At 62.0% G+C, this 13,743-nt stretch carries 13 protein-coding genes; 4 read left to right on the forward strand and 9 right to left on the reverse strand.

The annotated features are described in order from the left end of the window. Window positions 1–203: 203 nt before the first annotated feature. The 8 genes from rseP to rpsB form a co-directional block, all read right to left on the reverse strand. Window positions 204–1,559, reverse strand: a complete 1,356-nt coding sequence (gene rseP / locus BTW07_RS00390; protein WP_075568169.1) for a sigma E protease regulator RseP — start codon at window positions 1,557–1,559, stop codon at window positions 204–206. Continuing rightward, window positions 1,559–2,773 (reverse strand): 1-deoxy-D-xylulose-5-phosphate reductoisomerase, encoded by a 1,215-nt coding sequence (gene ispC / locus BTW07_RS00395; protein ID WP_075568170.1) that lies wholly within the window; start codon window positions 2,771–2,773, stop codon window positions 1,559–1,561. Before ispC ends, rseP begins: the two co-directional genes overlap by 1 nt. A 7-nt stretch (window positions 2,774–2,780) precedes the next feature. Continuing rightward, complete coding sequence (locus BTW07_RS00400; protein WP_075568171.1) at window positions 2,781–3,581, reverse strand: phosphatidate cytidylyltransferase; 801 nt, start codon at window positions 3,579–3,581, stop codon at window positions 2,781–2,783. After that, window positions 3,574–4,335: a polyprenyl diphosphate synthase gene (gene uppS, locus BTW07_RS00405; protein WP_075568172.1), complete on the reverse strand. Its 762-nt coding sequence runs from the start codon at window positions 4,333–4,335 to the stop codon at window positions 3,574–3,576. Before uppS ends, BTW07_RS00400 begins: the two co-directional genes overlap by 8 nt. 64 nt (window positions 4,336–4,399) lie before the next feature. Beyond that, entirely contained in the window at window positions 4,400–4,957 is a 558-nt protein-coding gene (gene frr, locus BTW07_RS00410; RefSeq protein WP_075568173.1) for a ribosome recycling factor, read from the reverse strand. 10 nt (window positions 4,958–4,967) lie between these two features. Continuing rightward, window positions 4,968–5,741 (reverse strand): UMP kinase, encoded by a 774-nt coding sequence (gene pyrH / locus BTW07_RS00415; RefSeq protein ID WP_075568174.1) that lies wholly within the window; start codon window positions 5,739–5,741, stop codon window positions 4,968–4,970. Between the two features lie 174 nt (window positions 5,742–5,915). Next, entirely contained in the window at window positions 5,916–6,785 is an 870-nt protein-coding gene (tsf, locus tag BTW07_RS00420) for a translation elongation factor Ts (protein WP_075568175.1), read from the reverse strand. Between the two features lie 172 nt (window positions 6,786–6,957). Next, window positions 6,958–7,698 (reverse strand): 30S ribosomal protein S2, encoded by a 741-nt coding sequence (gene rpsB / locus BTW07_RS00425; protein ID WP_075568176.1) that lies wholly within the window; start codon window positions 7,696–7,698, stop codon window positions 6,958–6,960. A gap of 366 nt (window positions 7,699–8,064) precedes the next feature. On the opposite strand from rpsB, the gene map reads away from it, so the two are divergent. Further along, window positions 8,065–8,856, forward strand: a complete 792-nt coding sequence (gene map / locus BTW07_RS00430) for a type I methionyl aminopeptidase (protein ID WP_075568177.1) — start codon at window positions 8,065–8,067, stop codon at window positions 8,854–8,856. Window positions 8,857–8,895: 39 nt separating this feature from the next. Next, on the forward strand, window positions 8,896–11,571 hold the full coding sequence (locus tag BTW07_RS00435) for a [protein-PII] uridylyltransferase (RefSeq protein ID WP_075568178.1): 2,676 nt from the start codon (window positions 8,896–8,898) through the stop codon (window positions 11,569–11,571). Between the two features lie 28 nt (window positions 11,572–11,599). Here BTW07_RS00435 and copM read toward each other — a convergent pair whose 3' ends face one another. Next, the gene (gene copM / locus BTW07_RS00440) at window positions 11,600–11,998 is read right to left on the reverse strand and encodes a CopM family metallochaperone (protein WP_279626523.1); all 399 of its coding nucleotides are present in this window, start codon (window positions 11,996–11,998) and stop codon (window positions 11,600–11,602) included. A 210-nt stretch (window positions 11,999–12,208) separates the two neighbouring features. On the opposite strand from copM, the gene BTW07_RS00445 reads away from it, so the two are divergent. Next, window positions 12,209–12,571, forward strand: a complete 363-nt coding sequence (locus BTW07_RS00445; protein ID WP_075568179.1) for an ArsC family reductase — start codon at window positions 12,209–12,211, stop codon at window positions 12,569–12,571. A gap of 122 nt (window positions 12,572–12,693) precedes the next feature. Continuing rightward, window positions 12,694–13,719 (forward strand): 2,3,4,5-tetrahydropyridine-2,6-dicarboxylate N-succinyltransferase, encoded by a 1,026-nt coding sequence (gene dapD / locus BTW07_RS00450; RefSeq protein ID WP_075568180.1) that lies wholly within the window; start codon window positions 12,694–12,696, stop codon window positions 13,717–13,719. Window positions 13,720–13,743 lie beyond the last annotated feature (24 nt).

Genomic DNA, 13,743 nt, shown 5'->3' on the forward strand with positions numbered 1-13,743 from the left:
CTGTGGGGTCCGCCCGCGTATCGAACAGGCACCTTATACATTTCTCCCTACGACTGACAAGCTCATCGCTCGCCACGCCTGGGGTCTTTCCGTTCGCCGCCACTGCGGCGCCGACCGCTGACCGTTCGCATCGCCAGCGTCGCCTCTCGTTCCTGTCGTTCCTGTCGTTCCTGTCGCTACAGTCGCTACAGTCGCTACAGTCGCTACAGTCGCATCAAGTCAAAGTAGAGCGCCATCATCATCAAACATCCGACCAACGCCACGCCGACACGCAGACCCATCGCCTGGGCGGCCTCCGACACCGGCTTGCCGCGAAGCAGCTCGATCAGGTAATAAGCCAGATGACCACCATCGAGCACCGGGATCGGCAGCAGGTTCAAGACCCCCAGACTGATCGACAGATAAGCCAGAAAGCCGACGAACGTCTCGACGCCGCTGCGGGCCGAGTCGCCGGCAATGCGAGCGATGGTGATCGGCCCCGACAGATTCGAGGGGGATATCCAGCCGACGATCATCTTGCGAATCGAATCCGCGGTCAGCCAGGTCATCTCGCCGGTCTTGCTCACAGCCTGCCCGATCGCGGCGATCGGACCATATCGAATTTCACGCCGATAGGACTCAGGCCATTCGACTGTCTGGGATGCGGCACCGACATATCCGATGTTCTCGCCATCCTCGGCCTGCTTCGACTCGGGCGTCAGCGACACGCGGCGCTTGCCGCCATCGCGCTCGACTTCCAGCGCCAGCTCGACGCCAGGATGACGGCGCACGGTCTCGACGAAGGCGACCCAGTCGTCGACCGGCTTGCCGTCCACGCTGACGATGCGATCATCCGCCTTCAATCCCGCACGGCTGGCCGGGCTGTTGTCGAGCACGCGGCCAAGAACCGCGGGCACCTGCGGGCGCCAGGGCGTGATGCCAAGCGACGACATCGGCTGCGGCGGGTCCTGCCGCACCAGCCACTGCCGCACCGGTACGTCGTGGGTTCTTGTCGCGCCGCCTGCGGGATCGCGCGTCGTGAACTGCAGCTCGCCATCGGCGCCGATGGCCGCGATCAGCTGCAGATTGACCTCATTCCAGGAGGGTGTCTCGCGTCCCTCGATGCTGACGATTTCCTGGCCGCTGCGTAGCCCCCCCTGAGCCGCGGGCGAATCCGGCATCACGTCGCCGACCACAGGCGCGACGGTGGTGGCGCCGTAGACGAACAGCGCCCAGTAGGCGACCAGTGCCAGCAGGAAGTTGGCGATGGGGCCGGCTGCCACGATCGCGATCCGCGCCCAGACGCTCTTGCGGTTGAACGCCCGGTCGAGCTCTTCCGGTGCCACCGGACCTTCCCGCTCGTCGAGCATCTTGACGTACCCGCCCAGCGGGATGGCAGCGATGGCGTACTCCGTCCCCTGACGATCGAAACGCGACCACAACGGTTTGCCAAAGCCTACCGAAAACCTCAGCACCTTGACGCCGCAGCGCCTGGCGACCCAGAAGTGCCCGAACTCGTGAAACGTGATCAGCAGGCCGAGTACGACGATGACCGCCAGTACGTTCTGGATCGTATCCATCACGCCCGCCCCCTCTGGAAAGACCGTTGGTGCAACAAACGCTCGGCCAGCTGCCGCGCTCGTGCATCCTCGCACAGTATCACGTCGAGCGAGTCCGCCGCGCGTACCTCGGTCGCTTCGAGCGTCGCTTTCACCAATTGTGCGATACCGAGAAACGGTAGTTTTCCATCAAGAAACGCCTGCACAGCGATCTCATTGGCAGCATTGAGGCTCGCCGGGGCGGTGCCGCCTGCAGCCATTGCCTCTCTCGCCAGGCGCAAACAGGGAAACCGTGCTTCATCCGGAGCTTCGAAATCGAGCCGGGAAACCGCGAACAGATCGAGCGGCTCGACGCCGGCATCGATCCTGGCGGGCCACGCCAGACCATAGGCGATCGGTATGCGCATGTCGGGATTACCCATCTGGGCCAATATCGAGCCGTCGGCATAACCCACCATCGAATGGATGACGCTTTGCGGATGCACGACCACTTCGATCTGCTCAGGTTTCGCATCGAACAGCCAGCACGCTTCGATCAGTTCCAATCCCTTGTTCATCAGAGTGGCACTGTCGGTCGAAATCTTGCGCCCCATCGACCAGTTGGGGTGCGCACAAGCCTGATCCGGCGTCACCCTCTCCAGCGCTGACAGCGACCACTCGCGAAACGGTCCACCCGATGCGGTCAACAACAGCCGCGACACGCCGTGAGCCGATAACCCGCCCCGGTGCTGCATAGGCAGACACTGGTAGATGGCATTATGTTCCGAGTCGATAGGCAAAAGCGTTGCGCCATGGCGGGATACGGCGTCCATGAAGAGCCCCCCGGACATGACCAGCGCTTCCTTGTTGGCCAGCAGCACCCGCTTGCCTGCCTCCACGGCCGCCAGCGTCGGCAACAATCCTGCCGCCCCCACGATCGCCGACATCACCGCGTCCACCTCCGGTGCCCGTGAGACCTCGAGCAGCGCCGCTTCGCCATGACTGACATCGATGTGCGTCAGACGGGCCTCTCGCAGCTGGGCACGCAGCCAGTTGGCATCTTCCTGCGTGCCGATGACGGCTCGCGCCGGCTCGAATCGTCGACAGATCTCGAAAAGCGCCTCGCGGGAGCGCTGAGCGGTCACCGCGTGGAGCTCATAGGCATCGGGATGCTGGCCGATCACGTCCAGCGTGCTGCGACCGATGGAGCCGGTCGCACCCAATAGCGTGACTTTTCGGGGAGAAGATGTGGACATCGGATTGCTATCCCAGCCAGGGGCTAATCAAGGCGAAGAGCGGAACGGCAGCGGTCAGGCTATCGATACGATCGAGGATGCCACCGTGCCCCGGCAGCAGATGGCTGGAATCCTTCAGGCCCCGGAAGCGCTTGAGCATGCTTTCGAACAGATCCCCGATGACGGAGATGAAGGCAACGCCCCATGCCACGACCATCAGCGCCAGCGTCTGCGCGACATCGAAGGAGAGCCAGACGGCATAGATGAGCACCAGCACGGCCACGGCCACCCAGCCGCCGTAGACGCCTTCCCAGGACTTGCCCGGACTGACGTGCGGGGCCAGCTTGCGGCGCCCGAAGCGACGTCCGGCGAAGTAAGCCCCGATATCGGCGACCCACACCAGCAGCAGCACGAACAGCAGCCATTCGCTCCCTTCCTGGCGCAGCTGATAGAGCCCGACCCAGCAGGGCACCAGCACCCACGCGCCCATGCCGAGGCGCAGCGCCGGAGGCTGCCACTGGCCGGTGGCTCGAGGGTAGCGCGACACCCACCAGGCATTGGCCAGCCAGCCGATGGCGCCGATCCACAGTGGCCAGCGATCCAGCAGCCATCCCGCCCACCAGGCGACCAGCAGCAGGAGTGCCAGCCCGGCGGTGTAGAGCAGCCGCGGCTGAGCGTCGTCGAACCCGGCCAGGCGCGCCCACTCCCAGGCCCCGAGCAGCAGAACCAGTGCGGTAAATGCTGCGAAGGCACCACCCGATAGCCCGAACAGGCCACCGAGCGCCAGAGGCGCCAATATCAATGCCGTCAATATACGCTGTCTAAGCACCCTGAACCTCGACCTGCTGCTGGCTCAGGCCGAAACGGCGCTGACGCTGCTGAAAAGCCTCGAGCGCCGCATCGAATGTCGTACCATCGAAGTCGGGCCACAGCTCCGGCGCAAACACGAACTCCGCGTAGGCAAGCTGCCACAACAGAAAATTAGAGATTCGCTGCTCCCCACTGGTGCGGATACATAGATCGATTGGCGGCTCCTGACTCAGGCACATCTCGCGGTCCAGCGCTTCCTCGTCGATCGACTCGGGTGTCATCAGGCCATCGGCAACCTTGCGTGCCAGACGCTGGGCGGCGCACGCGATATCCCAGCGACCGCCGTAATTGGCTGCGACCACGAGATGCATGCCCGAGTTGTCGCGAGTCAGAGCTTCGGCACGGCTCATGTGCTTCTGCAAAGACGAGGAGAAACGACGGCGATCGCCGATGATGCTGAGTCGAATACCATTCTCGTGGAGTTTTTTCACCTCGCGCTTGAGCACCAGCATGAAAAGCTCCATCAAGGCACTGACCTCGGCCGAAGGCCGACGCCAGTTCTCGCTCGAGAAGGCGAAAAGCGTGAGGGTCTCGATGCGCCGCTCGGCCGCGCGCCGGATGACCGCACGCAGCGATTCGACGCCAGCACGATGCCCTTGTGCGCTGGAGAGCCCCCTGGCGCGCGCCCAGCGATTGTTGCCGTCCATGATGATCGCCACGTGGCGAGGCATCGACGACACCGCTTGAGCGTCGCGCAACTGCATGTCAGTCATGATAGCTCGCAAGACAGGTAGGTAGCGGCGCCCGCGGCAGGTAGAAAACGGGCGCCTGCGTTCCTTAGACCTGCATCAGGTCGTGTTCCTTGGTTTCCAGAAGCCGGTCGATTTCACTGACGTGCTTATCGGTCAACTTCTGGATTTCCTCTTCGCCGCGGCGCTCTTCGTCTTCGTTGATCTCTTTGTCCTTGAGCAACGCCTTGAGATCGCCATTGGCATCACGACGTATGCTGCGGATCGCAACACGCGCGTTCTCGGCCTCGGCTCGCGCCTGCTTGATGTAGTTGCGACGCGTCTCCTCGGTCAACGGCGGCATCGGCACACGGATCACGGTACCGGCCGTGGCAGGATTCAATCCCAGGTCGGCCGTCATGATCGCTTTTTCGACCTTGGCCACCATCGGACGTTCCCACGGCGTCACCGCCAGGGTGCGGGCATCTTCGACCGTGATGTTGGCGACCTGGTTGATCGGCATGTTGCTGCCGTAGTAGTCCACCATCACCGCATCGAGAATGCTCGGATGGGCTCGACCCGTGCGAATCTTGTGGAAGTTGCTCTGAAGCGCTTCCAGGCTTTTCTGCATGCGCGCACTGGCGTCTTTCTTGATATCGTCGTTCATGTCCTATACCTCAATCAATCAGCGTGCCTTCTCGCCCACCAACCACCAGATTCAGCAGTGCGCCAGGCTTGGTCATATCGAAGACGCGTACCGGCATATCATGGTCCCGTACCAGGCAGATAGCGGTCAAATCCATCACGCCGAGCTTCTGATCCAGCACCTCATCGTAGCTCAAACTCTCGTACTTGATGGCGTCAGGATACTTGACCGGATCCTTGTCGTAGACGCCGTCGACCTTGGTCGCCTTGACCACCACATTGGCATCGATCTCGATGCCACGCAGGCAGGCCGCGGAATCCGTGGTGAAGAACGGGTTGCCCGTACCGGCTGAAAAGATGACCACGTCACCGGACGTCAAGTAGCGAATCGCGGAGCGGCGATCATAGTGCTCGACGACGCCGCTCATGGGAATCGCCGACATCACCCGCGAACGGATGTTGGATCGCTCGAGCGCGTCCCGCATCGCCAGCGCGTTCATCACCGTCGCCAGCATGCCCATGTGATCGCCGGTAACCCGGTCCATGCCCGCCGCGTGCAGTGCAGCGCCACGGAACAGATTGCCACCACCGACCACGATACCGACCTGGACGCCGATACCCACCAGCTGCCCGATTTCCAGCGCCATGCGATCGAGCACCTTGGGGTCGATACCGAACTCCTGCTCACCGGTCAGCGCCTCACCCGAGAGTTTCAGCAATATGCGCTTGTACTTTGATTTATCACCACGCTCCGATTTATCACCGCGCTCACTGGGCTTGCTGGTTCGATCGATGACTTCAGGCATGACGCTCTCTCCTGGTTTGACGAGTCGGGTCGGCAGGTCATGACAGATGATCTTCTCATCTGCCGGATACGCAATGGCGTGCGCTTTCGCGCACGCCATCGATGAGGCCGGGTTCAGTCAATGTTACCTGACACCTCAGCCTTGGGCACTGGATGAAACTCGGCCCTGCAAAACTTAACTACGGCGAGCCTGTTCCATCACTTCCTTGGCGAAGTCGACTTCTTCTTTCTCGATACCTTCACCGACCTCGAAGCGCGTGAATCCGACGACTTCACCGCCAGCCGCCTTGGCATATTCAGCGACAGACTGGTTCGGATCCTTGACGAACGGCTGCTCGGTCAAGCTGTTTTCCGCCAGGTACTTCTTGAGACGGCCCTGAACCATCTTCTCGGCGATTTCCGCCGGCTTGCCGGCCATGTCCGGCTGCGCCAGGATGATCGCCTTCTCGCTGTCGAGCTGCGCCTGCGGCATGTCCTGCGGACGTGCCACGACCGGATTGATCGCCGCTGCGTGCATGGAAATGTCCTTGGCCACTTCCTGGCTACCGCCAGTAAGCACGGTCAGCACGCCGATGCGATCGCCGTGGACGTAGGCACCAACCACGCCGCCTTCCGGCGCGTCGACGACGACTGCACGACGTACGGAGATGTTTTCGCCGATCTTCTGCACCAGCTGGTTACGAGCATCTTCCAGCTCGCCATCCATGATGGTGGCAATGTCTTCGGACTTGGTCTCGAACACCTTGGCCAGCACCTTGGAAGCAAAGCCCTTGAAGTTGTCATCGCGAGAGACGAAATCGGTCTCCGAATTGACTTCGAGCATCGCGGCGCAGCTGCCGTCTTCGGCAACCTGAGTCAGGATCGCGCCTTCGGCGGCGATACGACCCGCCTTCTTGGCGGCCTTCAGGCCGGAATTCTTGCGCAGATCTTCGATCGCACGCTCGATATCGCCGTCGGCTTCGGTCAGTGCTTTCTTGCACTCCATCATGCCGAGACCGGTACGCTCGCGCAGTTCCTTGACTAGAGAAGCGCTGATAGCTGCCATGTTCTACCCCTGAGGATCGCTGTTTCGTCTGACGAGCGGTGCCGCGCGGGCACCGCTCCGGGTGTAAAAAGGGGGCTATAGAGCCCCCTTTCTGTCTGCGCCGATATCGGCACATCGACTGCCTTCTGCAGGAGCAGGTTCAGCGCAGACTCGATGCCGTGGCCATCTTGCGTTACTGGGCGGCGTCGCTGGTTTCACTCGTCTCGTTCACCTCGACGAAATCGTCGGGGCGGCCTTCCTTCGCCTTGCCGCAGGCATCGGCGATGGCCTGGACGTAGATCTGGATGGCGCGAATGGAGTCATCGTTACCCGGGATGACGTAATCGACGCCATCCGGGTTGGAGTTGGTGTCGACGACACCGATGACCGGAATGCCCAGCTTGTTGGCTTCATTGATCGCAATACGCTCGTGATCGACGTCGATCACGAACAGCGCATCCGGCAGACCCGCCATTTCCTTGATACCACCGATGGAACGCTCGAGCTTGTCCTGCTCGCGAGTCGCCATCAGGACTTCTTTCTTGGTCAGCTTCTCGAACGTACCGTCTTCGCGCATGGCTTCGAGTTCGCGCAGACGCTTGATCGACTGACGAATGGTCTTGTAGTTGGTCAACATGCCGCCGAGCCAGCGGTGATTGACGAACGGCTGACCTACGCGATTGGCTTCTTCCTTGATGATCTTGCTGGCGGAACGCTTGGTGCCGACGAACAGGATCTTGTTGTTGGAAGAGGCCATCTTCTCGACGACACTGGTCGCTTCCAGCAGGGCCGGCAGCGTGTGCTCGAGATTGATGATGTGGATCTTGTTACGCGAACCGAAGATGTACTGCCCCATCTTCGGGTTCCAGTAACGGGTCTGGTGACCGAAGTGAGCGCCTGCCTTGAGCAGGTCACGCATATTGACTTGTGCCATGATGACTCCTGGAGAATCGGGTTAGGCTTCCACACACCCCATGGATCCGACCGTACGGCTAGGCCGTCACGGCACCCGGGACCATGTGCCGGTGCATGTGTGTTTTTTGATGACGCGGCAATCACGCGGAGAACCATCGTCGCTACTGACTCGGCTGCGCTGGCGCCTCGACATGAATGCCGACGGCAGGCCAGCTCGGCCACCACTTCGCAGAACGCAGGGATGGGCAATTGCAGTCGAGCGCGCGGATTTATACCATAGAAGACGCACAAGATGAAGTCGCCGGACGTCCAAGACCGCTCCCGGGCGAGCCATTCATCGCCATCCGGAACGACTCATTCTCCTATTGCCCCATTGCGAGAGCGCATGAACATTCCACGCAAGACCCCCGAAGAAGTCGAGAAAATGCGCGAAGCCGGCCGCCAGGCCGCCGCCGTGTTCGAGATGATCACACCGTACGTTACCGCAGGCGTCTCCACCGGCGAACTCGACCGCCTCTGCCACGACTTCATCGTCAAGGAGCTGGGGTCGACGCCGGCACCACTCGATTACCATGGTTTCCCCAAGGCGATCTGCACCTCGATCAACCACGTCGTCTGTCACGGCATTCCCGACTTCGACAAGAAGCTCAAGAATGGCGACATCATGAATATCGACATCACCGTGAAGACGACCGACGGTTATCATGGCGACAGCAGCATGATGTTCGTGATCGGCGATACCATCCAGGGCGAACGTCTCTGCCGTGTGACTCGGGAGAGCCTGTATAAAGGTATCGCCGAAGTCCGTCCGGGCGTCAAGCTGTCGACCATTGCCAAGGTCATCCAGGCTCACGCGGAAAACGCCGGCTACTCGGTCGTGAGAGATTTCTGCGGTCACGGTATCGGCGCCGGCTTCCACGAGGAGCCTCAGGTGCTGCATTACGACGGGTATGCATCAGAGGCCGACGCCGAACTCGCCGAAGGCATGTGCCTGACCATCGAACCGATGCTCAACGCCGGTGGCTACCGGACCAAGGTGCTGAAGGATGGCTGGACCGCCGTGACCAAGGACAAGAGCCTGTCGGCGCAGTGGGAGCACACCCTGCTGGTCACCGCCTCCGGCGTGGAAGTTCTGACAGCGCGTTCCGACGAAGACTTCAGCTTCCTGACGGCCTGATCGCCGCGCCATTGCCTCGCCATCGGAGACGCACGTCGCATGCTGCTGCATCACTATCGCTTTCATCCGGACCCGACGCTCTTCGATGCAACGGCGTTTCGCGAGGCACTGGCGCGAGATCGCCAGCCGATCCCGCTGTTCAAGCAGGCGCTCAGGACGATCCGCGAGCGCCTCGACGAACGCTTCCGTGCCGGTGCCGATGTGCGCGACTTGGTCTACGGTCGCGCCTGGTGCCTGGATCGGCTGCTGGAAATTGCCTGGGCGCGTTTCGACTGGCCCGACGACAATGTCGCGCTGCTCGCCGTCGGAGGCTACGGCCGCGGCGAACTGCACCCCCATTCCGACATCGATCTGCTGCTGCTGCTCGGCACCAACGATGACACCCCCTATCGCGAGTCGCTGACAGGCTTCATTACCCTGCTCTGGGACATCGGCCTCGAGATCGGCCAGAGCGTGCGCTCGCTCGACGATTGCGAGCGCGAGGCCCGGGCCGACATCACCGTGATCACCAACCTGCTGGAAACTCGCACCCTGGCGGGCCCGGAAAGCCTGCGCAGCGCCATGCGAGAGCGGCTGTCGACACAGCACATGTGGTCATCGGCGGCGTTTTTCGAGGGCAAATGGCAGGAACAGATCACCCGCCACTACAAGCACAACAACTCCGAGTACCATCTCGAGCCCAACCTCAAGAGCGCGCCGGGCGGACTGCGCGACATCCAGATGATCGGCTGGGTGGCCAAGCGTCATTTCGGACCGCTGCGCTATGAAGATGTGGTCGCCCAGGGCTTCATGAACGATGCCGAACTGCGGATTCTGAGCCAGGGCCAGGCCTTTCTGTGGCAGGTTCGCTATGCACTGCACATGATTGCCGCGCGGGCCGAGGATCGCCTGCTGTTCGATCATCAGCGCGCGCTGGCAACGCTATTCGGCTACGCCGACACCCCGCAGCGCCTCGCGGTCGAGCAGTTCATGAAAGCCTACTATCGTCATGTCACCGCGCTGGCCGGGCTCAACGACATGCTGCTGCAGCATTTCGACGAAGTGATTCTGCATGCTGGCGAATCGCTGGAGATCAAACCGATCAATGCGCGCTTCGAGATTCGAGGTGGCTACATTCAGCATCGTCATCCCAACGTCTTTCTTTATCGCCCCGGCGCGCTGCTCGAACTCTTTCTACTGATGGCCCAGCATCCGGAAATCGAAGGCGTTCGCGCCGATACCATTCGTCAGATCCGGGATCACCGCCACCTGATCGACGATGCCTTCCGCGACGATCTGCGCCATCAAAGCCTGTTCATGGAGCTGCTGCGCAGCGGTGGCGACGTGCCGACCCAGTTGACCCGCATGAACCGTTACGGGGTGCTGGGCAAGTATCTCCCCGAGTTCGGCGAAGCCGTCGGACTGATGCAGCACGACCTGTTCCACATCTATACCGTCGACGCGCATACCCTGCGGCTACTGAGCTTCCTTCAACGGTTTCGCGAAGAACGGGAGACCGATGAATACACCGTCGCCCTCGAGGTGATCCAGAAGCTGCCCAAGCTCGAACTGCTGTGGATCGCCGGGCTCTATCACGATATCGGCAAGGGCCGTGGCGGTGACCACTCCGTGCTCGGCGCTGTCGATGCCGCCGACTTCTGCCGCCGGCACGCGCTGTCACACTGGGATACGCGCCTGGTCGCGTGGCTGGTCGAGCACCATCTATTGATGTCGAAGACAGCCCAGAAACGGGACATCTCCGACCCGGACGTGATTCACGCCTTCGCCCGCACCGTGCGCGACGAAACCCATCTCGACTATCTCTATGTGCTGACCGTCGCCGATATCAGCGCCACCAACCCGACGCTATGGAACGGCTGGCGCGCCTCGCTGATGCGTCAGCTCTATACCGAGACCCGCCGGGTGCTGCGGCGCGGTCTCGACAATACGGTCGACCGTCAGGGCTGGGTCAGCGAGACCCGCGAAGAAGCCTCTGGATTGCTGCGGGCCATCGGCGCCGACATCGCCCGGGTCACCGCCCTCTGGCAGACCTTCGGCGAGGACTACTTCCTGCAGTACACGCCCAGCGAGATCGTCTGGCAGACCCAGGGGATTCTCGCCCATCACGACGACCACTTGCCGCTGATCCTGGTCAGCGCCCCCAGCGAAGACATGACCGAGGGCGGCACCAAGCTGTTCATCCATACGCGCTCGGCCGACGACCTGTTCGCCGCGACGGCAGCGGCCATCGAACAACTGGGCCTGTCGATCCACGACGCGCGCATCGCCACCTCCAGCGACGACTGGACGCTCAACACCTTCATCCTGCTGGATGACGACGATGACGCCATCCGCGACCCCGCTCGGCTGGAAACGATCCGTCGTCATCTGGTCGAGGAACTCGACGATCCCGATGACTATCCGCAGATCGTCAGCCGTCATACGCCTCGCCAGCTGAAGCACTTCCGGGTACCGGTCGAGGTCATCATCGAACAGGACCCGGCCAATGCCCGCACCTCGCTGGAATTGATCGCCCCCGACCGTCCGGGGCTGCTGGCTCGCGTCGGCCGCATCTTCATGGAGCAGGATATCGCGCTGTCGACGGCCAAGATCGCCACGCTCGGCGAGCGGGTCGAAGACGTGTTCTTCATCACCGACAAGCGCGGCCGGCCGCTGACCGATCCCGAAGCCCAGGCACGCCTGCGCGCGCGCCTGTATGAAGTGCTGGATGTATAGCGCTCAGGTCGGCCAGCCCTAAATATTCTCAATCGACCGGCGCAGGGTTGGCTTTCAGCCACGCCTGCATCTGCGCTATCTCAGCCTGCTGAGCCTCAATGATGTTTTGAGCCAACGCCCGCATTTCCGGGTCCTTGCCGTAGGCGAGCTCGACCTTGGCCATCGCAACCGCTCCCATGTGATGAGCCAGCATGCCGGTAGCAAAGTCGACATCCGGATCACCGCTATTCGCCAGCTCCATGTCGTGCTGCATGGTCTTCGCTGCCTCACGGTAGGCATCGACGGCCTCACTGGATTGGACGTCCGATTCAGAATGAACCTGATGCTCATCATGACCATCGCGCTCTGACTGAGCCAGACTACTGATGGCAAAAGCCAGCGAACCAACGGCCACGATACCGGCCAACCAGCGCTTTGAAGTCATCATTCGTTATCTCCCAGGAAAAATCCGACGCTAGCACCATGGTGTCACCCCTAGGTCAAGCGCAACCAAAACCCTATATCATCGTTCCATCGACACCCATCAGACCGAGCCTTGACCAACACCAGGCTGGCGTCGAACCGGCGCGGTTTGAGCCGGCGTCCGTGGGCGCCTATAATCCCCCGCTTCTCCGCAAGCGCTCGACGGACCCGTGACATGACCATTACCGTTTACGGCATCAAGACCTGCGACACCTGCCGCAAGGCGCGCCGTCAGCTCGATGCAGATAACGTCGCGTATCGCTATCACGATCTACGCGAAGACGGTCTCGATCCACAACATCTGGATCAATTCCTGCGCCACGTCGATTGGCAGACACTGCTCAACACTCGCAGCACGAGCTGGCGCCAGCTCGATGCGGCAGACAAGAAGCCGCTCGATGCCGAACGGGCGCGGGAACTCATGCTCGCCAACCCGACGCTGATCAAGCGCCCGGTGTTGCAACGCTCAAAGCCGGGTACCGACGACACGCTGATCGTCGGTTTCGACCCTGCCCGCTACGCGGCGCTCGCCTCATGAGCGGGCTCGACCCGCTGGATCGATGGCCGCCTCGCCGGTGTCTGTCAGCGAGCGAGCATGGCTTTCAGCGAACGACTTTCACTGAACGACCCTCAACAACCGACTAACCAGAGGAACCTTCGATGCTGAGCTTCGCGCTAGGAATCGGCACCCAGAACAGCCAAGGCGATTGGCTCGAAGTCTACTATCCGGCGCCCTTGCTTCAGCCAGCCGATGACCTCGTCGTGGCGGCACGTCAGGCACTGGGTGCCGACGAGGTCGAAGAAGTCGTCAGCTTTCTGCCGGAGCATGCCGTCAAGCTCGCCGCAGCGCTGCGCGAAGCCGGCGCCGCCGATCAGGCCGACGTTGCCGAGGCATTGGCGGACGCCCAGCGCCCGCTGGTCGCAGTCTTTCTGAGCGAGGATCATGCCCCGACCAGCGTGCCGGAGGTCTATCTCAAGCTGCACCTACTGTCCCATCGCCTGGTCAAACCCCACGGCACGCAGCTCGATGGCATGTTTGGCTTGCTCAAGAACATCGCCTGGACCAACGAAGGCGCCATCGATGTCGAAGAGCTGCCGGCGCGCCGCCTCAAGGCCCGACTGGCCGGGCGCCCGCTCTCCGTCGACTGCGTCGACAAGTTCCCCAAGATGACCGATTACGTCGTGCCCAAGGGGATCCGGATCGGCGATACCGCTCGCGTGCGTCTCGGCGCGCATCTGGGCGAAGGCACCACGGTCATGCATGAAGGTTTCTGCAACTTCAACGCTGGCACCGAAGGCCCGGGCATGGTGGAAGGACGTATCTCTGCCGGCGTCTTCGTCGGCAAGGGCTCGGATCTGGGCGCGGGTTGCTCGACCATGGGCACGCTCTCGGGTGGCGGCAACGTGGTGATCAAGATCGGCGAAAACTGCCTGATCGGCGCCAATGCCGGTCTCGGCATTCCGCTCGGCGATCGCTGCACCGTCGAAGCGGGCCTCTACGTCACCGCCGGTTCCAAGGTGACCGTGCTCGACGATCAGGGCGAGGCCGTGCAGACCGTGGCCGCACGCGAGCTCGCCGGCCAGGACGATCTGCTGTTCATTCGTCATTCGGTGACCGGGCGCCTGGAGTGCCGCACCAACAAGAGCGCCGTTGCGCTGAACGAATCCCTGCACGCTCACAATTGATCCGGCCTAAGCGGCCGGCTGTTC

It is taken from the genome of Salinicola socius (assembly GCF_001937195.1).
In the GTDB taxonomy this organism is placed as follows: domain Bacteria; phylum Pseudomonadota; class Gammaproteobacteria; order Pseudomonadales; family Halomonadaceae; genus Salinicola; species Salinicola socius.